Consider the following 22,671-nt stretch of genomic DNA (forward strand, 5'->3'; position numbering starts at 1 on the left):
CCCGCGCGTCACGCAGCAACGGCCCTTCGGGGCCGTTTCTTTTTTCAATGCGCGTGGTGGTGATGGTCGTGGCCGTGGTGATCGTGATCACCGGCCTCGTGCCTGTGACCCCAGACCAGAAACACGTCGCGCCCCTCGGCGGCCATCGACACTTTGGCGCCGACCGGAAGCAGTACTTTCGTGGCAACGTGCCCGAACGGCAAGCCAGCCAACACGGGCACCTTGAGCGAAGCACGCAGCCGGTCGATCACGGTGTTGATGCCAAAGCCGCGGTCATAGCCCGGCACCTTGCGCACACCCGTGAACTGGCCGAACACGATGGCACGTTGACGCGCGAGCACGCCGGCCATCTTCAACTGGTCGAGCATGCGTTCGACGCGGTACGGGTGTTCGTTGGTGTCCTCGATGAAGAGCACGCCCTTGTCGATGGCTGGAAAGTACGGCGTGCCTAGCAGGCTGGTCAGCACGCAGAGGTTGCCGCCCCACAGCACCGCGTCCTGCACGGCCTTGAACTTCAGGTCGGCGTCGCGCGCGGGCATGCGCCACCCGGTGCCTTCGCCCTGCCCGCTCACGAGGTCGTCGAAGCAGGCTTCCATGACGTCGTCGGGGCCGGCTTCGGCGCCGAAGTCTTCGCCGACCGCAGGACCGGCCCACGTGACGGCGCCGGTCTTGGCGAGCAGCGCGTTCTGCAGTGCGGTGAAGTCGCTGCAGCCGACGAACTCGGTGCCCTTGCCGATCGCCTTGGCAATGGCCTTGTAGGGCAGCGCATCGAGGATGCGCGTGAGGCCGTAGCCGCCGCGCGCGATGAGCGCCACGTCGGCACCGCTGGCGGCGGCGCGGGAAATCGCGGCGAGCCGCGTGGCGTCGTCGCCAGCGAAACGCTGGTGCACCGAGAGTGCCGCGTCGTCGACTTCGACTTCATGGCCCAGCGCCTTGAGCCGCTTCACGCCGCGTCGGAAGGCGGCCTTGTCGCGAATGGCACTGGAGGGGGAATAGATGTAGATGTGTTTGGTCACGTGGTCGAGTATCCCATTGCGTTGCGCACTTCAAGAGCGAGCACCCGTGCCTGCGCCAACGTCGGCCCCGAGGACGATGCGATGGGCCCGAGCGCGCGCAGTGCGGCTTCGTAGCCACGGTCGGGGTACGGCGCGCGCCATGCGTCCTCGATGCGCTCGTCGCCGTCGGGTGCGACGAGCGTCGCGACGAAAACTTCAGGCACGACGGCCTGCAACAGCGCGGCGAGTTCGGTGGCGGCCGTGCTGTGCACCAGCACCAGCGGGCCCGCCTGCACGCCCGCGAGCCATTCACGCAGCACCTCACCATGCCACGCCAGCGTGTGCATGGTTTCGCGCTTGGGCTTGTCGCTCTTGCCGAATCCGACCAGGTCGGGCACCAGCGTGCGCAGGCCCGGCAGGCCCACGAGGCGACGGAAGAAGTAGCCCCATTCGCCCGGGCCGTGCAGGCACAGGCAGCCTGCGAGCTTCTCGCCATCACCCCCTTCACTGCTTTCACCGCTTTCATCGAGGTAGTGCATGCGCCAGCCGTGCAGCGCCGGCAGGTCCTGCACGTGACGTGGTGCGAAGGTGTAGTTCTCGAGCGCGGCAAAGCGTTCGGCCGGCGTGCGCAGCGCGTCGTCGCGCAAGGGCTCGGCCTGTGCGCGCGCGGCGCTTCGGCGTTGCTGGAAGAAGGCCTGCAGCACCGCGGCGCATTCGTCGGCCAGCACCCCGCCCTGCACCTGCGTGCGGTGGTTCAGCCGCGGCTCGGCAAAAAGATCGAGCACCGAACCGGCCGCGCCGGTCTTCGGATCGGTCGCGCCGAACACCACGCGCGCCAGTCGCGAATGCAGCATGGCACCCGAACACATGGCGCACGGCTCGAGCGTGACGAACAGCTCGCAGCCGTCGAGCCGGTAGTTGCCCAGGGCCGCGGCACCGGCGCGCAGCGCGTTGATTTCCGCGTGCGCACTCGGGTCGTGCTGCGCCACGGGGGTGTTGCGGCCGGTCGCGAGGAGCCGGCCGTCCTTTACCAGCACCGCGCCGACGGGCACCTCGCCCGCCGCGGCGGCCAGGCGCGCCTCGGCCAGCGCGAGCGACATCCAGTGCGCGTCGCTCGGCGAGCTTGCTGGGGCGGTCTCAGTTGTCATCCGGCATCTGGCGCGTCTTGGCCGCGGCGTCGAGCGCGTCCTTGACCTGCTGTTGAACGCGCTGCGCCTGGTCGTGGGCAGTGTCGGGCGACTCCCCGGCAACCGGCGGCGCGCCCACGGGTGCCGCCATGCTGGTCATCTGCTTCTTCGCGACCAGCCCGACGATCAGCAGGGCCAGCACGAGGCCGATCAATCCGAGTCCGCGCATCTCAGTGGCCTTGCGCCGCGGGCATGCCGAGGCGGTCCATCCACGCGGCCAATGCCTGCTCGTCCGGCGTGCCCGCGCTGTACATGGCGTGCATTGCGGCATGCGATTCGCGCCGGTGCTGGTTGAGCTTGACCTTGCATTGCAGCGCCGTCACGCGCAGCTCGAAACCGACGATGCCGGCCAGCATCTTGAGCTGGAACTCCTCGCCCAGGTCTCGCCATTGCTGCGCATACGCCGGCTCGTGGTCGCCGATGAGTTTCTTCAACAACACGTCCTTCGCGCCCGGCTCCTCGATCAGGCGCGTCTCGACGGTGCAATGCACGGCGAGGTAGTTCCACGTCGGCACGCGCGCCAGGTCGGGATAGACCGACGGCGACAGGTAGGCATGCGGACCGAGAAAGGTGACGGTCGCCCTGGGCCGCGCCTGCAGGTAGCGCCAGTGCGGATTGGGCTTGGCGCAATGGCCCCACAGAACCAGCTCGTCGCCCTCTCGCTGTTCGGCCACCAACGGCAGGTTCGAGACGTAGGGCAGGCCGTCGTCGTCGTTCGAAATAAGGCTCGCGAACGGATGCGAGCGCATCAGCTCCAGCGCGATGGCCGGGTCCTTGGCGTTGAACTGCGGGGGCAGGTACATGGGGCGCTTTCCTCGTAGGGCGAGGTCCGATTGTCCCCGAGCCGACCTATCTTGCGCGCGGTTCTTCCAGCAGTTTCACCATGGCCGTGTAGCCGCGCGCCTTCGCCAGCTGCAGCGGTGTGTTGCCCTGGCGGTCCGCCAGCGCGAGGCTGGCGCCGGCACCGACCAGCGCGGCCAGCGTACGCTGGTGGCGCGGGCCGCCGTCGCCGAGCACGATGGACTCGATCACCGCCGTCCAGTGCAGGTTGTTGACATGGTCCAGCGGCGCGCCGGCCGCGATCAGCCGGCGCACCACCTCGTCGTTTCCGAGGTGCGCGGCCGCAATGAGCGCGGTGCCGTCGTAGCGGCTCGTGGTCTGCCCGGCACTGGCGCCGAGCGACAGCAAGACAGAGAGCGTGGCGGCATCGTCGGCCACCGACGCGATGGTGACCGCGTCGTAGCGGTCGTCCTCGAGCAGGTCGAGATTGGCGCCGGCCTTGGCCAGCAGCTTGACGACCTCGCGCTGCCGCGCATGCGTGGCGACCTGCAGCGGCGTGCGGCCGCGCGTGTCGCGCGCATCGAGGTTCGCGCCCGAGGCGATCAGGCTCCTGAGCTTCGCCAGGTCGCCGTGCCACGCAGCCTGGTGCAGACCGTCATAGGCCTGCACCTCGGCCGCGAGCGGCGGCACCTGGGCGCACGCGACCGTCGACACGCCCAAGCCGAGCGCGGCGACCAGCATGCCCGACCAGATACCGCGCGCGAACATCAGAGCAGGCCCTTGACCTTGTCGATGGCCGCGTTGGCGCATTGCTCGTCGAGGTGGCCGCCGGGCGCGCCGCCCACGCCGACCGCGCCGATCACCTCGTTGCCCGACTTCACCGGCACGCCGCCGCCCAGCAGCAGCACGCCCGGCAGGTACACCAGGTTGGCGCCGCCGGGGTTCTTCTGCGAGCCTTCCATCATGGCTTGCGTGGGCGCCTTCGACGAAGCCGAGGTCCAGGCCTTGCGCTCGCTCGAAGCCAGCGTGTGCGGGCCGGCGTTGTCGGCGCGCTGCACGGCACGCACGGTGCCGGCGCGATCGACCACGGTGGCCGCCACGTTGTAGCCGTTGGCCGCGCAGGCTGCCACGGCTTCAGACGCGAGCTGGTTGGCCAGCGCGAGCGACATGTTCCTTTCCGTGCGGACTGCAGGTGCGGGGGTCTGGGCTTGCGCGACCGAAGCGGCGAGCAGGACGGCGAGGCTGCCGAGGCGAAGGATGGTTTGCATTGTTCGTTTTCTCCAGTGGATTCGGGTGTTCGCGCCGGCTGTTGCCGACGGCTGCGCCACTGTAGAAAACTCGAGCGCCCGCAGCCATTCGTACGGCTACGCGCGGTGCTCCGTAGAACTACGCAGCGCCGTCCACCAGCACGGCATAGCGCCGGATGAGCTGCGCCAGCGAATCGCAGCCGAGCTTGGCGAACAGGTTGGCGCGGTGCGTCTCGACCGTGCGCGGCGACAGCGACAGTTCACGCGCGATCTCCTTGTTGGTGAGCCCCTGCACGATGAAGGCCAGCACCTCGCGCTCGCGCTCCGACAGCTGCGCCACCTGCTCGCGCGCCGCGTTGTCGGCCTGCGAACGTTCGCGCGAGCGAACATGCTGGCGCACCGCGTGCTGCAAGGCTTCGAGCAGCTGCTCGTCGTCCACCGGCTTTTCGAGGAACTCGGCCGCGCCGGCCTTGAAGGCACGGCGGCACATCTCGACGGTGCCGTGGCCGGTGAGCATGATCACGGGCTGGTCGACCCCCTGCGCCACCAGCCGGTCGAGCACCGTGAGCCCGCTGATGCCAGGCATGCGCACGTCCAGCACGATCGCGCCCACGCTCGCGCGGTCGAAGCCGTCGATGAAGGCCTGCGGGTCGGCCCAGGCCTGCACGCGCAGGCCGACCGTGCCGATCAGCAGCGACAGGCCGTCGCGCACCGCCTGGTCGTCGTCGATCAGGTGGATGAGCGGCGACTGCGGTTGGTGGGGAGCGGCGGTGTTCATGACGAACGCTCCGCGGTGGGTGCGACGAGCGGCAGCAGCAAGGTGAAGCGCGCGCCGCGCGGCGAGACGTTGGCCGCGCCCAGGCTGCCGCCCATGCCGCTGGCCAGCGTTTCACTGAGGCTCAGGCCCAGGCCCAGCCCGCCTTCGCGCGTGCTGAAGAACGGCTCGAACAGGCGCGGCAGCGCCTCGGGCGCAATGCCGCGGCCGTTGTCGGTCACGGTCAGCACGCCCTCCTGCCCATTGCGCCCGACCGACACCACGAGCCGGCGCTCGGCGGCGGGCACCAGCTCGAGCGCCTGCAGCGCATTCATCAGCAGGTTGTGAACGATCTGCTCCAGCGCCACCGCCTCGGCCTGCACGCGCACCGGCGCCTGCGCGGCGGCGTCGAACTGCGCGGCCACGGTGCGCTGCGCGAACTCGGGCGCCAGCAGGTGCATGGCGCTGCGCACCACCTCCTGCAGCACCAGCGGCTTCACGTCGCCGCCGGCTTCGGGCCGCTCGATCACGCGGCGCAGGCGCCCCACCACGCCGGCCGCACGGCGGGCCTGCTCCACGGCCTGCCCCATCGCGTCGCGCGCGGTGGCCAGGTCCGGCGGATCGTCGTCGAGCAGGCGGCGCGCGGCCTGCGCGTTGGCCAGCACCGCCGTGAGCGGCTGGTTGAGTTCGTGCGCCAGGCCGGCCGACAGTTCGCCCAGTGCATTGAGCCGCGCGACCTGCCCCAGGCGCAGCAGTTCTTCGGCACGCCGCCGCGCGATGCGCTGGCGCTGCGCAGCCCACAGCCCCGCCAGCAGCGCGGCCATGGCAGCCGCCCACGCGGCAATGCCGCGCCACGGCAACTCGCCCCAGCCCACCTGCCGTTCGGCCACCACGTCGAAAGGCTGGCTCGGCGACGCCAGCGCCTTGGTCAGGCCGAAGCGCCAGCCGTTGGCCGCCGGCACGCCCGGCTGCAGCACCAGTTGCTGCCCGTCGCGCTGCAGGCTCAGGCGCACCGGGCTGCGCTGCGGGTTCATCGGCCAGTCGCGCCACGGCACGGAGCCGGCCAGGTCGATGTCCAGCGCGTAGCTGAACGGCGTGGCGCCCATCACGAGCACATAGCGGCCGTGGGCCAGGTCGAGGGTGGCGAGCTCGGCGCGGCGCTGGTCGCGCGAGCGCGCTTCCGCCGCCGCCAGCGCCTGCGCGGTGGTGCCCATCTGCGGGGTGTCGGGCCAGGGCTCGTCGCGCTCGCGCCGCTGCACGCGCAGGATCGACGAGTACACGGACGGCAGGCGCTGTTCCGGATGGTCCGCGCCGGTGCTGGGCTCCAGCAACGCGAGCGTGGCCAGCACGGCGTCGTACTGCACCATCTGCTGGCTCAGCAGGCGGTGCGCAATGCGCACGTCGGTCTCGAAGTCCTGGTGCATCTGCGCGAGCTCGGCGCGCGCGATCCACACCGCACCCGCGGCAGTGAGCGCCAGCCATGCCAGCCACCAACCGCCCTGCGTACGCAACCACTGTTTCATGGCGCGGATTGTGCCCGCCGCGCCAGGCCCGATCGATGTGGGCCGAGAATGCAGCCCCAGACATGGTTGAAGTACAGGACTCTCTTTTTCCCGAGCTGCCGCGCCCCGAAGAGGCGCCCGTGGCCGTGTCCGCGCCTTCCGAAGCCGAAGCGCCCGCCAGGAAGAAGTCGCGCACCGGCACCGTCGAGCCCGCGCCTGCAGACCCCGCACTCGTCGAACTGGCCGCCGCGCTGCCGCCCAACCTGCGGCTTGGCACCTCGTCGTGGAGCTACCCCGGCTGGGCCAACCTCGTATGGGACGGCGAATACGCCGAGAGCGTGCTGTCGAAGCACGGCCTGCACGCACTCGCCAAGCACCCGCTGTTTCGCACCGTGAGCCTGGACCGCAACTTCTACCGCGCCCTCACCGCGAGCCAGTACGCCCGCTACGCGGCCATGGTGCCCGACGACTTCCGCTTCATGGTGAAGGCGCCCAGCCTGGTGAGCGACGCCACCGCGCGCGACGAAAGCGGGCGCGGCATGCAGGCCAACCCGGTGTTCCTGAGCCCCGACATCGCGCGGCAGGAGTTCGTGCTGCCCGCGCTCGAAGGGCTGGGCCATCGCATCGGCGTGCTGGTGTTCCAGCTGAGCCCGATTCCGGGGCACATCCTGGCCGACCAGCCTGCGCTGCTCGCGCGCATCGCCGAAATGCTCGATGCCTTGCCCAACCTGAAGCAGGTCGCGCCCGACGCGGTGGTCGCCGTCGAGGTGCGCGACCCGCAGTTGCTGAACCCCGCCTTCGCCGAGATGCTGCGCAGCGTGGGCGCCACCTTCTGCATGGGCCTGCACGCCAAGATGCCGCCCATCGAAGACCAGCTGCCGATGCTGCGCGCGCTGTGGCCCGGCCCGCTGGTGTGCCGCTGGAACCTGCACCGGCGGCACGGCCGCTTCGGCTACGAGGACGCGGAAAAACTCTACGGCCCGTTCGACAGGATCGTCGACCCCGACCCCGAAACCCGCGCCGCGCTGGCCAAGGTGATCGCCGGCACCACCCGTGCGGGCCAGAACGCCTTCGTCACCGTGAGCAACAACGCCGAAGGCTGCGCGCCGCTGACCATCGCGCAACTGGCGCGCGACCTCAGCGGACTGGCGTCGCCTTAGCCGATGTTTTGCTTGGCGGCGACGGTCATCTCGACCTCGACCGTCGCGTTCTTCGGCAGCGCATAGACACCGACCGCCGTGCGCACATGCACGCCGGCGTCGCCGAACACGCGGTGCAGCAGGTCCGACGCGGCATCGGCCACCTCGCTTTGCTGCGTGAAGTCGACGGTGCACTGCACGAACACCCCCACGCGCAGCACCTTCTCGACGGCATCGAGCGAGCCGAGCGCCCGGCGCAGCAGCGTGAGGCTGCGCAGCGTGCAGATCTGCGCGCCCTCCCGGGCCTTGGCCAGCGACACCGCGTCGCCGACGCGGCCGGTGACCACCACCGTGGTGCCCACGCGCGGCACCTGACCGCTGAGGTAGACCGTGCGGCCGTCGCGCACCAGCGGCACGTAGTGGCCGCCGGCAATGATCTCGCCGTCGAAGCTGTGACCCAGCTCGGCGGCAATCCGGTCGGCGATCTGGTCTCGGGTCTTGTCTGTCATGGCTGTTCCGTGAAAGGGAGCGTCATTGTCGCCATCCCCTTCGCTGCGGAACAGATACAGACGACGCGGATCGAGGGCAGAACAGACAGGGCGATCAGCGTGCCGGCTTGGGCGCGTCTGCAGACCCGCGGCGGGAAGTTCGTGTCAGGCGAGCGCCGCGTCCAGTTGGGCGCCGGGCCACCGGCCAAGCACCTCGTGCACGCCCTCGCCCACGTGGCTGTCGATAAGCACGAGCGAGCCTGGGGTCCACTTGACGGGCGCTTCGAGCGCGTGCTTCTCCAGCTTGCGTCGTGCGTAGGCCAGCGTCATGTGCGGCGTGAAGGCGCGCGAGGGCTTGAGGCCCGCATCGGCCAGCGCTTCGCCCAGCCGCTGCCGGAAAGCCATGAGGGCCGCGGTGTTCTTTTCGTCGTCGGCGCACAGCACCAGCGCGCCCTTGGTGAAGCTCATGGCCTTGTCGAAGACGATGTCGAATGCCGGTGCCGCGACAGTGGCGGCCGCGCTCGAGGCCTGCGCCACCGTGTCGGCCGGCACCTGCGCGTAGCCGCCCAGGTCGAACAACGTGACATGCAGGCGATGCGCTGCGACCGGTGTTCCCTTCAATGCGTGTTGCGAGTTCATGCGTTCGCCCAACGCTTCGATCGACGTGGCGTCTTGCGCGTGGGGAAGCAGTGCGAAAAAGAGCGAGTGCGGCAGCACTTGCTTGCTGCGCGCCTTGCTTCGGGGGCGTGGCAGCGGCCGCGGCGGGGGATCGATACCGGGAAGAAGAAACTGTTCTGACATGCCTCGATCATCGCCCATGGACCTGCGCGCTTCATGCGCCCTTCAGCAAGTGCCAAGCGGGTCTTCAGGCTGGTTTTTGAGAATCGACGCACACGGGCGGACAGGCTTCATCGCCGTCTAACAGGACACCGGCTTCTATGCGGGCGGCGGCATCGGCCATTCGAGCTTCAGCCTCTCGTCGTCCAGCAGCGCGCCCGCGCCGTGGGGTGGCGAAAAAAGCAGCAAGGCCGGCACGGCCTACAAGCTGTACGGCGGCTACCGGCTGACGGAGCACTTCGGCGTGGAGGCCGGCTATGCGCGCCTGGGCCGCGTGAGCCAGTGGACCTCGGCCTACGGCGTTTCAACGCTGCAGAGCGGCTCGGGCCAGGCCTTCTATGCGGCAGCCACCGCGCGCCTGCCGCTGAGCGAGTTCTTCGCCGTCAACGGGCGTCTCGGCATTGCGCACGGGCGCATTTCCGGCGGCGACAACGGCGTACCCGGCAACCGGCGTTTCTCGGGCGGTGCCAACGGCGTCATGGCAGGCTTCGGCGCCGAATATCGGGTGACGCAGAACCTAGCCATCACCGCGGACTACGACTACTTCGGCAAGCTGTCGAAGCAGGCCAAGGGCGGCATGCTGACGGTGGGCCTGAAGGCGAGTTTCTAGACCCGAAGCACGCCGGGCGCGTTCAGCGGGTGGCCTCGGGCCCGACAGACGTCGGAGTACCCCTCACTCCCACTCGATCGTCGCCGGCGGCTTGCTCGACACGTCGTAGGTCACGCGGTTGATGCCGCGCACTTCATTGATGATGCGGCCCGACACCTTCTTCAGCAGCGCGTAGGGCAGCTCCGCCCAGTCGGCCGTCATGAAGTCGCTGGTCTGCACGGCGCGCAGCGCCACCACGTAGTCGTAGGTGCGCCCGTCGCCCATCACGCCCACGCTCTTCACCGGCAGGAACACGGTGAAGGCCTGGCTCGTGAGGTCGTACCAGGTCTTGCCCGACTCGTCCTTGAAGTTGCGCAACTCCTCGATGAAGATCGCATCGGCGCGGCGCAGCAGGTCGGCGTATTCCTTCTTCACCTCGCCCAGGATGCGCACGCCCAGGCCCGGGCCGGGGAACGGATGGCGGTACACCATCTCAGGCGGCAGGCCGAGTGCAACACCCAATTCGCGCACTTCGTCCTTGAACAGGTCGCGCAGCGGCTCGAGCAGTTTCAGGCCCAACTGCTCGGGCAGGCCGCCCACGTTGTGGTGGCTCTTGATGGTGACGGCCTTCTTGCTCTTGGCCCCGCCCGACTCGATGACGTCGGGGTAGATCGTGCCTTGCGCCAGGAACGTCGCGCCCTTGTGGCCGCCGTCGCCGGCCTTGAGCTTGGCGGCTTCCTGCTTGAACACCGTGACGAACTCGCCGCCGATGATCTTGCGCTTGGCTTCGGGGTCGCTCACGCCGGCGAGCTTGCCGAGGAACAGGTCGCTGGCATCGACGCGAATCACCTTCGCGTTGAGCTTGCCTTCGAACATCTCCATGACCAGGTCGCCCTCGTTCAGGCGCAGCAGGCCGTGGTCGACGAACACGCAGGTCAGCTGGTCGCCGATGGCGCGGTGGATGAGCGCGGCCGCCACGCTCGAATCGACACCGCCCGACAGGCCCAGGATGACTTCCTCATCGCCCACCTGCTCGCGGATCTTCTGCACGGCTTCGGCGATGTGGTCACGCATGACCCAGTCGGGCTTGGCGTCGCAGATGCCGAGCACAAAGCGCTCGAGCAGCGCCTTGCCCTGCACGGTGTGCGTGACTTCCGGGTGGAACTGCACGCCGTAGTAGCGGCGCGCCTCGTCGGCCATGCCGGCGATGGGGCAGCTGTCGGTGCTGGCCATGAGCTTGAAGCCCGGCGGCAGTTCGGTGACCTTGTCGCCGTGGCTCATCCACACGTTGAGCATGCCGTGGCCTTCGGGCGTGGTGAAGTCGGCGATGTCCTTCAGCAGCGCGGTGTGGCCATGGGCGCGCACGGCCGCGAAGCCGAACTCGCGCTTGTGGCCGCCCTCGACCTTGCCGCCGAGCTGATGGGCCATGGTCTGCATGCCGTAGCAGATGCCGAGCACCGGCACGCCGAGGTCGAACACGGCCTGCGGGCACTTGTCGGTGGTTTCCTCGTACACGCTGGCGTGGCTGCCGGAAAGGATCACGCCCTTCAGGTGGCCGTCGGCGGCGTATTCGCGCACCCATTCGTCGGTGACGTCGCAGGGATGCACTTCGCTCAGCACATGGGCTTCGCGCACGCGGCGTGCAATGAGTTGCGTGACTTGCGAGCCGAAGTCGAGGATGAGGATCTTGTCGTGTTGCATGGCGAGAGGACTCAGAGCGTTGAAATGTCGAACAGCTTGACGCCCGCGTGCGGCGCCGCCTGGATGAGTTGCTCGTCGAAAGTGGCGAGCGGGAGATCTAGCGATTTGGCGAGCCAGAGATAGCCCGCGTCGTACAGCGATACGCCGGCGTCGATGGCCACGGCCAGCACGGCCTTGTGTTGCGCGGGTGCGAGCTCGTGCAGTTCCACGCGGTGGCGGATGGCGTCGAGCACGCTCCACAGCCCTTCGACCGCGGACGCGGGGATGCGGCCGCTGCGCACGCCGTTGGCAAGAATGTTGGCGCACTCCCATTGCCAGGCGTTGGGCGCCTGCGGCTCGACCTCGTCGCGGCGGATGGCGGCGTAGAGCTTGCGGGTGTGTTCGCTGGCCTGGTCGGGCAGCAGCCAGGCGGCGGTGACCGAGGCGTCCATGACGAAGGCGGTCATGGCTGGCGCCCTTCTTCGCGCAAGGCGCGCAACGAAAGACCGGGCCGGATGGTGGCGTGCAGCGCGTCGATCTGGCCGAGCTCGCGCTCGATCTGCTCATCGGTGATGACCGGCTTGCGGCGCACCGGCAGCATGCGCACGACTTCCTTGCCGTGGCGGGTGATGCGAACCTCCTCGCCCTTTTCGACCAGGTCGATCAGGGCCGAGAAGTTGTTCTTGGCTTCAGCGATACCGATCGATTGCATTTGGGCCAGAAAAATTGAATCTGGCCCAAATTCTAATCTCAAACTGGCCTGACTTTCAAGGTCTGGCCAGAACAGGCTTGTTCAGCCCTTAATCAGCCCGGTAGTTCGGCGCTTCCTTCGTGATCTGCACGTCGTGCACGTGACTCTCGCGTATGCCGGCCGTGGTGATCTCGACGAACTCGGCCTTGTTCTGCATGTCCGCGATGGTCGCGCAGCCGCAGTAGCCCATGCTGGCACGCACGCCGCCGGCCATCTGGTAGACGATGGAGACGATCGAGCCCTTGTAGGGCACGCGGCCTTCGATGCCTTCGGGCACCAGCTTGTCGGTGTTGGGGTTGCCGGTGCTCGATTCCTGGAAGTACCGGTCGGCGCTGCCCTGCTGCATCGCGCCGATGGAGCCCATGCCGCGGTAGCTCTTGTAGCTGCGGCCCTGGTAAAGCACGATTTCGCCGGGAGCTTCTTCGGTGCCGGCGAACATGCTGCCCATCATCACGGTGCTGGCGCCGGCAGCGATCGCCTTGGCGATGTCGCCCGAGTAGCGCACGCCGCCGTCGGAGATCAGCGGAACGCCCGTGCCCTGCAGCGCGGTGGCGACGCTGTCGACCGCCATGATCTGCGGCACGCCCACGCCGGCCACGATGCGGGTGGTGCAGATGGAGCCAGGGCCGATGCCGACCTTGACCGCGTCGGCACCCACGTCGGCCAGCGCACGCGCTGCATCGCCGGTGGCGATGTTGCCGCCGATGACGTCGACCTGGGGATAGTTGCGCTTGACCCAGCGCACGCGCTCGATCACGCCGGCGCTGTGGCCGTGCGCGGTGTCGACCACGATGGCATCGACGCCGGCCTTCACCAGGGCTTCGACACGCTCTTCGGTGCCGTCGCCCACGCCCACCGCCGCGCCCACGCGCAGGCGGCCGCTGGCGTCGCGTGCGGCATTGGGGAAGCTGGTCTGCTTGGTGATGTCCTTGACGGTGATCAGGCCCTTGAGTTCCCAGTCGTTGTTGATGACCAGCAGGCGCTCGAGCTTGTACTTGTTGAGCAGCGCCTTGGCATCGGCCAGCGTGGTGCCGTCGGGCACGGTGATGAGCTTGTCGCGCTGCGTCATGATTTCGCTCACGGGCACGTCGTAGCGGGTTTCAAAGCGCAGGTCGCGCCCCGTCACGATGCCCACGACCTTGCCGCCGTCGATCACCGGGAAGCCGGAGATCCCGAGCTGGTCGGACAACGCCATCACCTGGCGCACCGAGTGCGTCGGCGTGATCACCACCGGGTCGCGCAGCACGCCCGACTCGTAGCGCTTCACGCGCGCCACTTCGGCGGCCTGCTGTTGCGCGGTAAGGTTCTTGTGCACGATTCCCATGCCGCCCTCCTGCGCGATGGCGATCGCGAGGCGGGCTTCCGTCACGGTGTCCATGGCCGCCGAAACGAGCGGCAGGTTCAGCGTGATGTTGCGGGAGAGTTTGGTGGCGAGGGAGGTGTCCTTGGGCAGGACCTGGGAGAACGCTGGCACCAACAACACATCGTCGAAGGTGAGCGCTTTGCCGAGAAGGCGCATGGGTGAAGCTCCAAAAGACGGATTGTAACGACGCGCCCGAAGGGTTTGCCGGCCCAGGCCTTTCCGCGGCGTTGCAAAACCACCCAATGCCAGCCGATGCGGATGTTGCAAAAAGTAAGGCGTGGCTAGAATTCGCGCATGAAATTCGTGCATTGGCTGGTACTGGGATGTGTCGTTGCGCTGCCGCTCTCCGCGAGCGCCCAATGGCAATGGCTCGACAAGAACGGCAAGAAGGTCTTCAGCGACCAGGCGCCGCCGCCCGACATTCCCGAGAAGAACATCCTGCGCCGCGTCGGCCCGCCGCCGGTCGCGCGCACCACGGCGAACCCGAACGTGGATGCCCCGCCCGCCGAAGCCGCGGCAGATGCACCGCCCAAGTCCGCGGCCGCGCCCAAGCCAACCGGTGTCGACAAGGAACTCGAGGAGAAGACCAGGAAGGCCGAGGCCGACGAAAAGGCCAAGCAGGCCGCCGAAGCCGCCAAGTCGGCGAAGGCCAAGGCCGACAACTGCGTGCTCGCCCGCCAGGGCAAGGCCACCGTCGACAGCGGTGTGCGCATCGCCAAGGTCAATGCCAGCGGCGAACGCGAAATCATGGACGACTCGGCACGCGCGGCCGAGCAGAAGCGCATTCAGTCGATCATCGACAGCGACTGCAAATAGCCGCGTGCCTCAGTAGCCCGTGGCGCTGCCCTTGCGGCGGTTCGCGAACAGGCCAGTCCCCCGCGCGCCCTGGCGCTGGAAGCGCTCCCGGCGCGCCACTTTCGGATCCACCTTCAGGGGCCGGCACAGTTCGATGCGGTCCCCTTCCTTCAGGGGCTGGTCCCACTCGACGACCTTGCCCCAGATCCCCGGCGTCATCGCATGGCGCCAGTCCAGTTCCGGCAGCGCCACGGACAGGTCGCTTGCCTTCACCGCGTCGGCCAGCGTGGTCTCGGGTGCCAGCTTCAGCACCTGTTCGAACACCTCGCGGGCCCCGGGCGAACAGCTCAGCGCCACCTCGATCACGCGGGTCATGGGCAAGGCATCAGGAAGCGCCGTAAACCTGCTCGGCGCGCTTGACGAAGGCCTCGACCAGGCTGGAGGCGATGGTGTCGAACACCGGCCCCACGAGCGCCTGCAAGGCGAAATTGCTGAAGCCGTAGCTCAGGTGCAGTTCGACGCGGCAGGCCCGCTCGCCCGCTTCGCCCACCGGCACGAACTTCCACTGCCCGTCGAGGTTGGAGAACGGCCCGTCGACCAGCTTGAGCTGCACCTCGCGCCCCGGCACATGGGTGTTGCGGGTGGTGAAGCTCTTGTGCAGCCCGCCGAAGGACAGGCCGACTTCGGCAGTCATGCCGGCCTCGTCCTGATCGATGACGCGCGACTTGTCGCACCAGGGAAGAAACTGCGGATACTTGGCCACGTCGGTGACCAGCGCGTACATTTCTTCGGCGCTGTACCAGATGAGGACGGACTTGTTGACTGTTTTCATAGAATCGGCACGCGTGCGCGACGGAGATTGTATTGAAGCCATGCAGCCCCAACATTCCTGAGTCATGGCCACAAAGAAACAAGACACCTCCTCCCGCATCGCCGACAACAAGAAGGCCGCCTACAACTATTTCTTCGAAGAGCGCTTCGAGGCCGGCATGGTCCTCGAGGGCTGGGAAGTCAAATCGCTGCGCGAAGGCAAGGTGCAGCTGACCGACGGCTACGTGGTGATCCGCGACGGCGAACTGTACGTGGTGGGCCTGCAGATCAACCCGCTCAAGAGCGCCTCGACCCACGTCAGTCCCGACTCGATACGCACCAAGAAACTGCTGCTGCACAAGGAAGAAATCCGCCGCCTTGTCGGAAAGATCGAGCAGAAGGGCTACACGCTGGTGCCACTCAACCTGCACTGGAAAGCCGGCAAGGTGAAGTGCGACATCGCGCTGGCCAAGGGCAAGGCCGAGCACGACAAACGCGACACCATCAAGGACCGCGAAGGCAAGCGCGAAGTCGAACGCGCCATGAAGAGCCGCAGCCGCTGAATCTTTTTTTGCAGGCCATGGAATAAAAGACCCGCCGCGGGCGTTTGTACGTTTGTCACCGGACAAGCCGGTGCCATCACAACCCAGGAGTCTTTCCATGTCGCCTTTCAGCCGTTCGCTCCCTCCCCTTCTTTCGCGTGCGTCTTTCACCGTGCTGCTCGGAGCCCTGCTCGCGCTGCCGGCCTTCGCCCAGCCCAAGCCCGCCGACGGCGCGCTCGTCGGCGCCACGGGCATGACGCTCTACACCTTCGACAAGGACACCGCAGGCAGCGGCAAGTCGGCCTGCAACGGCGGCTGCGCCACCAACTGGCCGCCGTTCATGGCCTCCGAAGGCGACAAGGCGACCGGCGACTTCACCATCGTCACCCGCGACGAGGGCAAGAAGCAATGGGCCGCCAAGGGCTGGCCCCTGTACTACTGGGCCAAGGACAGCAAGCCGGGAGACAAGACCGGCGACGGCGTCAACGGCACCTGGAAAATCGCCAAGCCCTGATCGGCGTTTTTGGATCGGTCCACGCCTTCATGGACGCCCGCCTGCTGATCGAGCACACCCCGAGCCTGCGCCGCTATGCGCGTGCGCTCACGGGCAATGCATGGGCCGCCGACGACCTGGTGCAGGACACGCTCGAGCGCGCCTGCAGCAAGTGGCGCCTGTGGGTCGTGGGCACCGATCTGCGCGCGTGGCTGTTCACCGTGATGCACAACATCTTTGCCAGCCAGGTGCGGCGCACGCCGCCACCGCACGCCGTGGTCTCGCTCGACGACCTGCCGCACGAGATGCAGGGCGGCATCGACCCGGGCCGCGACCAGGGCACGCGCCTGGACCTGCAGCGCTGCCTGATGCAGCTGCCCGAGGAGCAGCGCGCCGTGCTGCTGCTGGTGACGCTCGAAGACCTGTCCTATGCCGAGGTGGCCAAGGTGCTCGGCATTCCCGCGGGCACTGTCATGTCGCGCCTGTCGCGCGCCCGCGTCCGGCTGCAGGAACTGATGGACGGCGCCTGCGCGCCCGGTCGTCCCGGCCTGCGCCGCCTCAAATGAAAATCGCCACACCATGAACCGCCCCGCCCCGCCCCCCACCGACGACGAGCTGCACGCCTGGGTCGACGGCCAACTGGCTGCCGAGCGTCACGGCGCGGTCGAAGAAGCCATTGCGCGAGATCCTGCCGTGGCCGCGAAGATCGCCGCGTGGCACACGCAGCGCGACGCCTTGCGCAGGCTGCACGGCGAGCTGCTCGACGAGCCCGTTCCCGCGGCCCTGATGAATGCGCTCGGCGGCCATCCGACACGACAAGCGCAGCGTGCCTCCTGGGTGCGCTGGGGCGGCATGGCGGCCGGCGTGCTGGTCGCTTTCGCCGCCGGCTGGATCGGCAGCAGCCAATGGTCCGCCGCGCGCGGCGGCTCGCAGCTGGCCAAGGCACCTGCGGTGCGTGAGTTCGTGCACGACGCGTCGATGGCGCACGCCGTGTACGTGCCGGAAAAGCGGCACCCTGTCGAAGTGGCAGCGTCCGAGCAGCAGCATCTGGTGCAGTGGCTCTCCAAGCGCCTGGACCGGCCTTTGAAGGTGCCCGACCTGTCTTCCCAGGGGTACACCCTGGTCGGTGGCCGGTTGCTTCCCGGAGAAACCGGCGCTCGCGCCCAGTTCATGTTCGAGGACGCCGCCGGCGAGCGCGTGACGCTGTACATCGGCACGCTCGACGCCAATGCCGCCGGGGCTGCCCCCGCGCGCGAAACCGCCTTCCGCTTCGCCTCCGAAGGCCCTGTGCCCAGCTTCTACTGGGTCGACCAGGGCTTCGGCTACGCCCTCGCGGGCAAGCTGCCGCGAGAACTACTGCTCAAACTGGCGACGCTGGCCTACCGCGATTTGTCTTGATGAACGCATAAACTGCCGGCTCGCGCATTTACTCGGCCCGGCCCGTCACCGGATCCGTCTTCGCGATTTTTCAACTGAAGGAGAAACTGCATGAAATTGCTCAGCGCCTCGATCCTCGCGGCGGCCCTGCTTGCCGGCTGCGGCAGCATGTCCCCGACCGCCAAAGCGCCCGACACCCCCACCCGCACCGCCGACGGCGTGCTGGTCGGACCGAACGGCATGACGCTGTACACCTTCGCCAAGGACACGGCCGGCGCCGGCACTTCCGCCTGCAACGCCCAGTGCGCCACCAACTGGCCCCCGCTCGGCGTGGCTGAGACGGCCAAGCCCATCGGCGGCTACACCATCATCATTCGCGAAGACGGCAAGCGCCAATGGGCCTACAAGGGCTGGCCGCTGTACTTCTGGTCGAAGGACGCGAAGGCTGGCGACAAGACCGGCGACGGCGTTGCCAACGGCGCCTGGAAGGTTGCCCGCCCCTGATTCACCAGGGCACCTCAACGAAACGCCGGCAACCGCCGGCGTTTTTTTTGTCCGCCTCGACCAACGCATCGCGCCGAGGGGGCACGGCAGAATGCCCGCATGACTTCTGACGCCAACCCCGACGCGTTCCTCGCACTGCTGACCCAGGGCCTGATCAACGACACGCAGCACGACGCCGTGCTCGCACATCCCGAGACGCCGAGCCTCCCGCCCCTTCCAAGGCCCGCGCATGCCCTGGCATGGATGCGCGTGCGAGGCCTGATCACCGAAGCGCAACAGAACGCCGCGCTGGACAAGGTCGAGGCCGCCGAGCCTGCCCATCCGCACGCAGACGACGCCGCCATCAGCGCCATGGATGCCGACGACATGGTCGAACTGGCCGGGCAAGGCATCACCCATGAGGCGCTCCAGGCCCTGCACAGCGACGGCCTCATCGACACGCCGACGCGCGACGAGGCGCTGGAAGAAACACCCGTGGTCGGCAGCGTGCCCGCCTCCGCAGCGGCCACGCTGGCCTGGCTGGTGAGCGAGGAGCTCATTGACAAGAAAGGCTTCGAAGCACTCCGCGCCCAGGTTGCCGCCGAGCCGGCCTTTGCCATGGCCGCCGATCGCGCCCGCATCGTGAACGAGGCACAGGCGCTGATCGATGCCGACGCGCAGGCCATGAAGGCATGGCAGTCCCGCACGCAGCGCGCCCGCCGTATTGGCGCGCTGAAATTCATGCTGACCGTGCTGGTGATCGGCGGCGGCCTCGGCTGGTACTTCCTTGCGCCTGCCGGCGTGCCCGCCTGCGACGCGGCCTCCACGCGCAAGACGCTCGACAACCTGATGTTTCGTGTTTCCTTGGACGTGCGCATGCGCACCCTCGATCCGCAAAAGCGCGCCGAGCTTCAAACGCCATCCATCGGCAACATGCGCGAGATCGGCTATCGCAAGACAGACCGTGTGCGCGGCTGCACGGCCGTGATGACGCAGGGAGACAAGCGCGATCCGATGGCCTACACCATCGGCCCCGTCGCGCCGAAGAGCGACGAAATGGTGGTGCGCGGCGCCGACCTGGCCATCGTGCAGGCGCGCTTCGGCAACCTGGACGCCCACGGCAAGCCGCGCTACAACGCGGAGCCCATCGGTCGCGCGGCGCTGGAGAACGCGTTCCGCGAAGGCGCCGCGCCGCTGAGCGTGCGTTCAGCCAACTCGGCACTGTCGGCACTGTCTCGCCAGCGCCCGCGCAACGAATCCGGCCTGCTGGACAAGGACCCGGACCGCTCGCGCGAGATCGCCGAGGTCGAGATTGCCGGGCCATGCCGGGCGCTCGAGAACGACGCGGTGCAGGCCTGCCCGCTGGTCATCGAATACAACGACCGACTGCTGGGCGCCATCGGCGGCGACACCCAGTCGCTCGCACTGGCCGGTGAGTTCAAGTTTCTGCAAGAGAAAGGCAACTGGCGCGTGAGCGACGACTTTCCGAAGACCTTCATGCGCTCGGTGCTCGAGGCGCGCTTGAAGCGCATGGGCCTCGCCGCCGACGCCCTGCCGCAATAAGCCGGCGCCCCAACGAAAAAATCACCCCCGGCGGCAACCTCTCGAAGAGGCTGCGCCAGAAGGTGATCTGGATGCTGCACGCCCCTGCACAGGCAGGGGCCAAGGGCGTCAGCCTTGCGACGTGTCGCGGCCGGCCCGCTTGCGCTCGTGTTCCTTCAGGAAACGCTTGCGCAGGCGAACGCTCTTGGGGGTGATTTCGACCAGCTCGTCGTCCTCGATGAACTCCACGCCGTATTCGAGCGTGAGGTCGATCGGCGGCGTGATCTTGATCGCATCTTCCTTGCCCGAGACGCGGAAGTTGGTCAGCTGCTTGGTGCGCGTGGCATTCACCACCAGGTCGTTGTCGCGGCTGTGAATGCCGACGATCATGCCTTCGTACACCGGATCGTTCGCCTTGACGAACATGCGGCCGCGATCGTCCAGCTTGCCCAGCGCGTAGGTGAAGATTTCACCGTCGTCCATCGAGATCAGCACGCCGTTCTTGCGGCTGCCGATGTCGCCCTTGTGCGCTTCGTAGCTGTCGAAGATGTTGCTGATGAGGCCGGAGCCGCGCGTCAGGTTCAGGAATTCGTTGGTGAAGCCGATCAGGCCACGCGCCGGAATGCGGTACTCCAGGCGCACGCGACCGCGGCCGTCCGGTTCCATGTTGACCAGTTCGCCCTTGCGCTCGCCCAGGGCCTGCATCACGCCGCCCTGGTGCTGGTCTTCGATGTCGGCCGTCACCAGCTCGATGGGTTCGTGCTTTTCGCCGTTGACGGTGCGGAACACCACGCGCGGCTTCGACACGGCCAGCTCGTAGCCTTCGCGGCGCATGTTTTCCAGCAGGATGGTCAGGTGCAGTTCGCCGCGGCCCATGACTTCGAAGATGCCTTCTTCGTCGGTTTCCTTCACGCGCAGGGCCACGTTGTGTTGCAGCTCCTTTTGCAGGCGGTCCCAGATCTGGCGGCTGGTGATGTACTTGCCTTCGCGGCCGGCCAGCGGGCTGGTGTTCACGCAGAAGTTCATGGTCAGGGTCGGTTCGTCGACCTTGAGCATGGGCAGCGGCGCCGGGTTGGCGGGGTCGGTGATGGTCACGCCGATGCCGATGTCGGCGATACCGTTGATCAGCACGATCTCACCCGGGCCGGCTTCGGTGGTCTGCACGCGGTCCAGGCCCTGGAAGGTCAGCACCTGGTTGACGCGGCCCTTGACGGCCTTGCCGTCCGGACCTTCCATGACCACCACGTCCATCATCGGACGCAGCGTGCCCTGGCTGATGCGGCCCACGCCGATGCGGCCGACGAAGGTCGAGAAGTCGAGCGCGGAAATCTGCAGCTGCAGCGGCGCTGCGGGGTCACCCTTTTGCGCCGGCACGTACTTCAGGATGGTGTTGAACAGGGCCGACATGTCGGGGCCCCACTGTTCGCCGGGAGCGCCTTCTTCGAGCGACGACCAGCCGTTGATGCCCGAGGCGTACACCACGGGGAAGTCGAGCTGCTCGTCGGTGGCGCCGAGCTTGTCGAACAGGTCGAAGGCGGCGTTGACCACCTTGTCGGGGTTGGCGCCGGGCTTGTCGACCTTGTTCACCACCAGGATCGGCTTCAGGCCGAGGGCCAGCGCCTTCTTGGTCACGAAGCGCGTCTGCGGCATCGGGCCTTCCTGCGCGTCGATCAGCAGCACCACGCCGTCGACCATCGACAGCGCGCGCTCCACTTCACCGCCGAAGTCCGCGTGGCCCGGGGTGTCGACGATGTTGATGTGCGTGCCTTCCCAGGTCACGGCGCAGTTCTTGGCCAGGATCGTGATGCCACGTTCCTTTTCGATGGCGTTGTTGTCCATCACCGTGTCGACGACCTTCTCGTGATCGGCGAAGGTGCCCGACTGGCGCAGCAGCTGGTCGACCATCGTGGTCTTGCCATGGTCCACGTGGGCAATGATGGCGATATTGCGGATTTGCTTGGTACTCATGGTGTCGCTTCGGTCTGTTGTGCGTTCAAAAGAATTTGCTGGATTTCGATGGGGTTCAGCAAGCGCCCCGGGATCAATTCACCGGCCTTGACGTGGGCAGAGCCCAGGAAGGCCGGCGGCTCGGTGCCGAACACGGCCACCTCGCCCGCGTCGGCCCAGTCGCCGCGGCGGCGCAGGCCCGAAAGAAAACGTGCCGCATCTTCCGCGCCGAGCGTGACGCGGCTGTGGCCGTCCACCAGCGATTCGGCAGGCAAGAGCTGCGCCAGGCGCTGCTCTTCGTCCATCGCTTCGAGGGCTTCGAGCGTGATGCACTGCGCCTGGACAAAACCGCCGGTGGCGATGCGTCGAAGCGCGGTCAGATGTGCGCCACACCCGAGGGCCTCGCCGATGTCTTCGCCGAGCGTGCGGATGTAGGTGCCCTTGCTCACATTTGCTTCGATTTTGATAGCAAACTCTTGAGGATGGACGCTCGCATCTGACACTTTCAGCTGATGAATCACGACGTCGCGCGGGGCCCGCTCGACTTCGATGCCTTCACGGGCGTACTCATACAGCGCCTTGCCGTCTTTCTTCAGCGCGCTGTGCATCGGCGGCACCTGGCGGATCGGTCCGGTGAACTGCGCCTCCACGCGCGCCAGGTCTTCTGGCGTGACATGCACGGGTCGCTCCTCGATCACCTCGCCCTCGGCGTCGCCGGTGGCGGTTTTTACCCCCAGGCGGGCCGTGGCCAGGTAGATCTTGTCGGCGTCCAGGTGCAGCTGGCTGAACTTGGTGGCCGCGCCGAAACACAAGGGCAGGACGCCGGTGGCGAGCGGATCGAGCGTGCCGGTGTGGCCTGCCTTTTCCGCGCGCAGCAACCACTTGGCCTTCTGCAAAGCCTGGTTACTGGAGAGACCCAGCGGTTTGTCGAGCAACAACACCCCATGCACAGGGCGCCGCTGCACCCTTGTGCGTGGCGCGTTCATGGCTATTCGTCTTTCGAACGCGAGGCGACGGCTTGCGCGATGAGCGCGTTCATGTCGGCCGCACGCTCGGTGGTGCGGTCGAACAGAAAGTGCAGCGTGGGAACCGTGTGAATGTGCAAGCGCTTGAACAGGCCGTTGCGCAGGAAACCCGCGGCCTGGTTCAGCGCTTCGGTGGTCTCGTCCACATCGCCCGTGAGCAAGCTGAAGAAGATCTTCGCGTGCGCATAGTCGGGCGTGACCTCGACGGCCTGGATCGTGACCATGCCCACGCGCGGATCCTTCAACTCGCGCGCGATCAGCTCCGTCAGATCCCGCTGGATCTGGTCGGCAACCTTGAACGCACGGTTGGGGGCGGCGGCTTTTCTTTTAGGCATGGACTCTCTC

At 67.6% G+C, this 22,671-nt stretch carries 27 protein-coding genes and 1 pseudogene; 9 read left to right on the top strand and 19 right to left on the bottom strand.

Going from position 1 to position 22,671, the window contains the following annotated elements:
* Window positions 1–44: 44 nt before the first annotated feature.
* The 8 genes from AC1DJH_RS06700 to AC1DJH_RS06735 form a co-directional block, all read right to left on the bottom strand.
* A complete protein-coding gene (locus AC1DJH_RS06700; protein WP_478185174.1) occupies window positions 45–1,016 on the bottom strand; it encodes an LD-carboxypeptidase in 972 nt (323 codons plus the stop codon).
* Window positions 1,013–2,143 (bottom strand): tRNA adenosine(34) deaminase TadA, encoded by a 1,131-nt coding sequence (gene tadA, locus AC1DJH_RS06705; protein WP_478185175.1) that lies wholly within the window; start codon window positions 2,141–2,143, stop codon window positions 1,013–1,015. The genes AC1DJH_RS06700 and tadA overlap by 4 nt, the downstream gene beginning before the upstream one ends.
* Window positions 2,133–2,351 (bottom strand): hypothetical protein, encoded by a 219-nt coding sequence (locus tag AC1DJH_RS06710; protein WP_478185176.1) that lies wholly within the window; start codon window positions 2,349–2,351, stop codon window positions 2,133–2,135. Before AC1DJH_RS06710 ends, tadA begins: the two co-directional genes overlap by 11 nt.
* Before the next feature lies 1 nt (window position 2,352).
* Entirely contained in the window at window positions 2,353–2,985 is a 633-nt protein-coding gene (locus tag AC1DJH_RS06715) for an FMN-binding negative transcriptional regulator (RefSeq protein ID WP_478185177.1), read from the bottom strand.
* Window positions 2,986–3,031: 46 nt separating this feature from the next.
* Window positions 3,032–3,730, bottom strand: a complete 699-nt coding sequence (locus AC1DJH_RS06720) for an ankyrin repeat domain-containing protein (RefSeq protein WP_478185178.1) — start codon at window positions 3,728–3,730, stop codon at window positions 3,032–3,034.
* On the bottom strand, window positions 3,730–4,230 hold the full coding sequence (locus AC1DJH_RS06725) for a GlcG/HbpS family heme-binding protein (protein ID WP_478185179.1): 501 nt from the start codon (window positions 4,228–4,230) through the stop codon (window positions 3,730–3,732). Before AC1DJH_RS06725 ends, AC1DJH_RS06720 begins: the two co-directional genes overlap by 1 nt.
* Before the next feature lie 118 nt (window positions 4,231–4,348).
* Window positions 4,349–4,987 carry a response regulator transcription factor gene (locus AC1DJH_RS06730; protein WP_478185180.1) on the bottom strand — a complete coding sequence of 213 codons (639 nt, stop codon included), beginning with the start codon at window positions 4,985–4,987 and terminating at the stop codon, window positions 4,349–4,351.
* Window positions 4,984–6,486, bottom strand: coding sequence for a sensor histidine kinase (locus AC1DJH_RS06735; RefSeq protein WP_478185181.1), 1,503 nt, complete (start codon window positions 6,484–6,486; stop codon window positions 4,984–4,986). The genes AC1DJH_RS06730 and AC1DJH_RS06735 overlap by 4 nt, the downstream gene beginning before the upstream one ends.
* A 62-nt stretch (window positions 6,487–6,548) precedes the next feature.
* Between AC1DJH_RS06735 and AC1DJH_RS06740 the strand changes: the two genes are divergently transcribed.
* Entirely contained in the window at window positions 6,549–7,625 is a 1,077-nt protein-coding gene (locus tag AC1DJH_RS06740) for a DUF72 domain-containing protein (RefSeq protein WP_478185182.1), read from the top strand.
* Here AC1DJH_RS06740 and AC1DJH_RS06745 read toward each other — a convergent pair.
* Complete coding sequence (locus AC1DJH_RS06745) at window positions 7,622–8,113, bottom strand: RidA family protein (RefSeq protein ID WP_478185183.1); 492 nt, start codon at window positions 8,111–8,113, stop codon at window positions 7,622–7,624. The two genes, AC1DJH_RS06740 and AC1DJH_RS06745, sit on opposite strands and share 4 nt — an antisense overlap.
* 144 nt (window positions 8,114–8,257) lie before the next feature.
* A complete protein-coding gene (locus AC1DJH_RS06750) occupies window positions 8,258–8,731 on the bottom strand; it encodes a 2'-5' RNA ligase family protein (RefSeq protein WP_478185184.1) in 474 nt (157 codons plus the stop codon).
* Between the two features lie 298 nt (window positions 8,732–9,029).
* Between AC1DJH_RS06750 and AC1DJH_RS06755 the strand changes: the two are divergent.
* Window positions 9,030–9,539: pseudogene (locus AC1DJH_RS06755) on the top strand (outer membrane beta-barrel protein); the annotation flags it as partial.
* A gap of 63 nt (window positions 9,540–9,602) precedes the next feature.
* Here AC1DJH_RS06755 and guaA read toward each other — a convergent pair.
* From guaA to guaB, 4 genes are all read right to left on the bottom strand, one after another.
* On the bottom strand, window positions 9,603–11,219 hold the full coding sequence (gene guaA, locus AC1DJH_RS06760) for a glutamine-hydrolyzing GMP synthase (RefSeq protein WP_478185185.1): 1,617 nt from the start codon (window positions 11,217–11,219) through the stop codon (window positions 9,603–9,605).
* Window positions 11,220–11,230: 11 nt separating this feature from the next.
* Window positions 11,231–11,665, bottom strand: a complete 435-nt coding sequence (locus AC1DJH_RS06765; RefSeq protein ID WP_435483742.1) for a type II toxin-antitoxin system VapC family toxin — start codon at window positions 11,663–11,665, stop codon at window positions 11,231–11,233.
* Window positions 11,662–11,910, bottom strand: a complete 249-nt coding sequence (locus tag AC1DJH_RS06770; RefSeq protein WP_435438329.1) for a type II toxin-antitoxin system Phd/YefM family antitoxin — start codon at window positions 11,908–11,910, stop codon at window positions 11,662–11,664. The genes AC1DJH_RS06765 and AC1DJH_RS06770 overlap by 4 nt, the downstream gene beginning before the upstream one ends.
* 88 nt (window positions 11,911–11,998) lie before the next feature.
* Window positions 11,999–13,468, bottom strand: a complete 1,470-nt coding sequence (gene guaB / locus AC1DJH_RS06775) for an IMP dehydrogenase (protein WP_472111750.1) — start codon at window positions 13,466–13,468, stop codon at window positions 11,999–12,001.
* Between the two features lie 138 nt (window positions 13,469–13,606).
* Between guaB and AC1DJH_RS06780 the strand changes: the two genes are divergently transcribed.
* Window positions 13,607–14,128 (top strand): DUF4124 domain-containing protein, encoded by a 522-nt coding sequence (locus AC1DJH_RS06780; protein WP_478185186.1) that lies wholly within the window; start codon window positions 13,607–13,609, stop codon window positions 14,126–14,128.
* A gap of 9 nt (window positions 14,129–14,137) precedes the next feature.
* On the opposite strand, the gene AC1DJH_RS06785 is transcribed toward AC1DJH_RS06780, so the two are convergent.
* Window positions 14,138–14,482, bottom strand: coding sequence for an RnfH family protein (locus AC1DJH_RS06785; protein WP_472111744.1), 345 nt, complete (start codon window positions 14,480–14,482; stop codon window positions 14,138–14,140).
* Between the two features lie 10 nt (window positions 14,483–14,492).
* Window positions 14,493–14,939 (bottom strand): type II toxin-antitoxin system RatA family toxin, encoded by a 447-nt coding sequence (locus AC1DJH_RS06790; RefSeq protein WP_478185187.1) that lies wholly within the window; start codon window positions 14,937–14,939, stop codon window positions 14,493–14,495.
* A gap of 64 nt (window positions 14,940–15,003) precedes the next feature.
* Between AC1DJH_RS06790 and smpB the strand changes: the two genes are divergently transcribed.
* The 6 genes from smpB to AC1DJH_RS06820 all read left to right on the top strand — a co-directional run bounded on the left by smpB (window position 15,004) and on the right by AC1DJH_RS06820 (window position 19,375).
* Window positions 15,004–15,480 carry an SsrA-binding protein SmpB gene (gene smpB / locus AC1DJH_RS06795; RefSeq protein ID WP_409168598.1) on the top strand — a complete coding sequence of 159 codons (477 nt, stop codon included), beginning with the start codon at window positions 15,004–15,006 and terminating at the stop codon, window positions 15,478–15,480.
* A gap of 97 nt (window positions 15,481–15,577) precedes the next feature.
* On the top strand, window positions 15,578–15,973 hold the full coding sequence (locus AC1DJH_RS06800) for a COG4315 family predicted lipoprotein (RefSeq protein ID WP_478185188.1): 396 nt from the start codon (window positions 15,578–15,580) through the stop codon (window positions 15,971–15,973).
* A 29-nt stretch (window positions 15,974–16,002) separates the two neighbouring features.
* Window positions 16,003–16,518: a sigma-70 family RNA polymerase sigma factor gene (locus AC1DJH_RS06805; protein ID WP_478185189.1), complete on the top strand. Its 516-nt coding sequence runs from the start codon at window positions 16,003–16,005 to the stop codon at window positions 16,516–16,518.
* A 13-nt stretch (window positions 16,519–16,531) separates the two neighbouring features.
* Window positions 16,532–17,350 (top strand): anti-sigma factor family protein, encoded by an 819-nt coding sequence (locus AC1DJH_RS06810; protein ID WP_478185190.1) that lies wholly within the window; start codon window positions 16,532–16,534, stop codon window positions 17,348–17,350.
* A gap of 90 nt (window positions 17,351–17,440) precedes the next feature.
* Window positions 17,441–17,833: a COG4315 family predicted lipoprotein gene (locus AC1DJH_RS06815; protein WP_435438320.1), complete on the top strand. Its 393-nt coding sequence runs from the start codon at window positions 17,441–17,443 to the stop codon at window positions 17,831–17,833.
* 99 nt (window positions 17,834–17,932) lie between these two features.
* Window positions 17,933–19,375: a hypothetical protein gene (locus AC1DJH_RS06820; RefSeq protein WP_478185191.1), complete on the top strand. Its 1,443-nt coding sequence runs from the start codon at window positions 17,933–17,935 to the stop codon at window positions 19,373–19,375.
* A gap of 108 nt (window positions 19,376–19,483) precedes the next feature.
* Here the strand turns inward: AC1DJH_RS06820 and typA are convergent, their stop codons facing one another.
* The 3 genes from typA to rbfA are packed head-to-tail and all read right to left on the bottom strand — an operon-like array spanning window position 19,484 to window position 22,661.
* Entirely contained in the window at window positions 19,484–21,322 is a 1,839-nt protein-coding gene (gene typA / locus AC1DJH_RS06825; RefSeq protein WP_478185192.1) for a translational GTPase TypA, read from the bottom strand.
* On the bottom strand, window positions 21,319–22,287 hold the full coding sequence (truB, locus tag AC1DJH_RS06830) for a tRNA pseudouridine(55) synthase TruB (RefSeq protein ID WP_478185193.1): 969 nt from the start codon (window positions 22,285–22,287) through the stop codon (window positions 21,319–21,321). The genes typA and truB overlap by 4 nt, the downstream gene beginning before the upstream one ends.
* Window positions 22,288–22,289: 2 nt before the next feature.
* Window positions 22,290–22,661, bottom strand: coding sequence for a 30S ribosome-binding factor RbfA (gene rbfA, locus AC1DJH_RS06835; RefSeq protein WP_093122236.1), 372 nt, complete (start codon window positions 22,659–22,661; stop codon window positions 22,290–22,292).
* Window positions 22,662–22,671: the final 10 nt, after the last annotated feature.

This window comes from Variovorax sp. 10N412, from assembly GCF_056394985.1.

Bases quoted from the DNA above. Each gene is read 5' to 3' on its own strand.
- AC1DJH_RS06715 (WP_478185177.1), bottom strand. From the start codon at position 2,985: ATGTACCTGCCCCCGCAGTTCAACGCCAAGGACCCGGCCATCGCGCTG.
- AC1DJH_RS06750 (WP_478185184.1), bottom strand. From the start codon at position 8,731: ATGAACTCGCAACACGCATTGAAGGGAACACCGGTCGCAGCGCATCGC.
- AC1DJH_RS06815 (WP_435438320.1), top strand. From the start codon at position 17,441: ATGAAATTGCTCAGCGCCTCGATCCTCGCGGCGGCCCTGCTTGCCGGC.
- AC1DJH_RS06820 (WP_478185191.1), top strand. From the start codon at position 17,933: ATGACTTCTGACGCCAACCCCGACGCGTTCCTCGCACTGCTGACCCAG.
- AC1DJH_RS06740 (WP_478185182.1), top strand. From the start codon at position 6,549: ATGGTTGAAGTACAGGACTCTCTTTTTCCCGAGCTGCCGCGCCCCGAA.
- AC1DJH_RS06785 (WP_472111744.1), bottom strand. From the start codon at position 14,482: ATGACCCGCGTGATCGAGGTGGCGCTGAGCTGTTCGCCCGGGGCCCGC.
- guaA (WP_478185185.1), bottom strand. From the start codon at position 11,219: ATGCAACACGACAAGATCCTCATCCTCGACTTCGGCTCGCAAGTCACG.
- typA (WP_478185192.1), bottom strand. From the start codon at position 21,322: ATGAGTACCAAGCAAATCCGCAATATCGCCATCATTGCCCACGTGGAC.
- rbfA (WP_093122236.1), bottom strand. From the start codon at position 22,661: ATGCCTAAAAGAAAAGCCGCCGCCCCCAACCGTGCGTTCAAGGTTGCC.
- AC1DJH_RS06735 (WP_478185181.1), bottom strand. From the start codon at position 6,486: ATGAAACAGTGGTTGCGTACGCAGGGCGGTTGGTGGCTGGCATGGCTG.
- AC1DJH_RS06810 (WP_478185190.1), top strand. From the start codon at position 16,532: ATGAACCGCCCCGCCCCGCCCCCCACCGACGACGAGCTGCACGCCTGG.
- AC1DJH_RS06725 (WP_478185179.1), bottom strand. From the start codon at position 4,230: ATGCAAACCATCCTTCGCCTCGGCAGCCTCGCCGTCCTGCTCGCCGCT.
- AC1DJH_RS06780 (WP_478185186.1), top strand. From the start codon at position 13,607: ATGAAATTCGTGCATTGGCTGGTACTGGGATGTGTCGTTGCGCTGCCG.
- AC1DJH_RS06770 (WP_435438329.1), bottom strand. From the start codon at position 11,910: ATGCAATCGATCGGTATCGCTGAAGCCAAGAACAACTTCTCGGCCCTG.
- AC1DJH_RS06765 (WP_435483742.1), bottom strand. From the start codon at position 11,665: ATGACCGCCTTCGTCATGGACGCCTCGGTCACCGCCGCCTGGCTGCTG.
- AC1DJH_RS06710 (WP_478185176.1), bottom strand. From the start codon at position 2,351: ATGCGCGGACTCGGATTGATCGGCCTCGTGCTGGCCCTGCTGATCGTC.
- AC1DJH_RS06720 (WP_478185178.1), bottom strand. From the start codon at position 3,730: ATGTTCGCGCGCGGTATCTGGTCGGGCATGCTGGTCGCCGCGCTCGGC.
- smpB (WP_409168598.1), top strand. From the start codon at position 15,004: ATGGCCACAAAGAAACAAGACACCTCCTCCCGCATCGCCGACAACAAG.
- tadA (WP_478185175.1), bottom strand. From the start codon at position 2,143: ATGACAACTGAGACCGCCCCAGCAAGCTCGCCGAGCGACGCGCACTGG.
- AC1DJH_RS06805 (WP_478185189.1), top strand. From the start codon at position 16,003: ATGGACGCCCGCCTGCTGATCGAGCACACCCCGAGCCTGCGCCGCTAT.
- AC1DJH_RS06745 (WP_478185183.1), bottom strand. From the start codon at position 8,113: ATGACAGACAAGACCCGAGACCAGATCGCCGACCGGATTGCCGCCGAG.
- guaB (WP_472111750.1), bottom strand. From the start codon at position 13,468: ATGCGCCTTCTCGGCAAAGCGCTCACCTTCGACGATGTGTTGTTGGTG.
- truB (WP_478185193.1), bottom strand. From the start codon at position 22,287: ATGAACGCGCCACGCACAAGGGTGCAGCGGCGCCCTGTGCATGGGGTG.
- AC1DJH_RS06800 (WP_478185188.1), top strand. From the start codon at position 15,578: ATGTCGCCTTTCAGCCGTTCGCTCCCTCCCCTTCTTTCGCGTGCGTCT.
- AC1DJH_RS06790 (WP_478185187.1), bottom strand. From the start codon at position 14,939: ATGAAAACAGTCAACAAGTCCGTCCTCATCTGGTACAGCGCCGAAGAA.
- AC1DJH_RS06730 (WP_478185180.1), bottom strand. From the start codon at position 4,987: ATGAACACCGCCGCTCCCCACCAACCGCAGTCGCCGCTCATCCACCTG.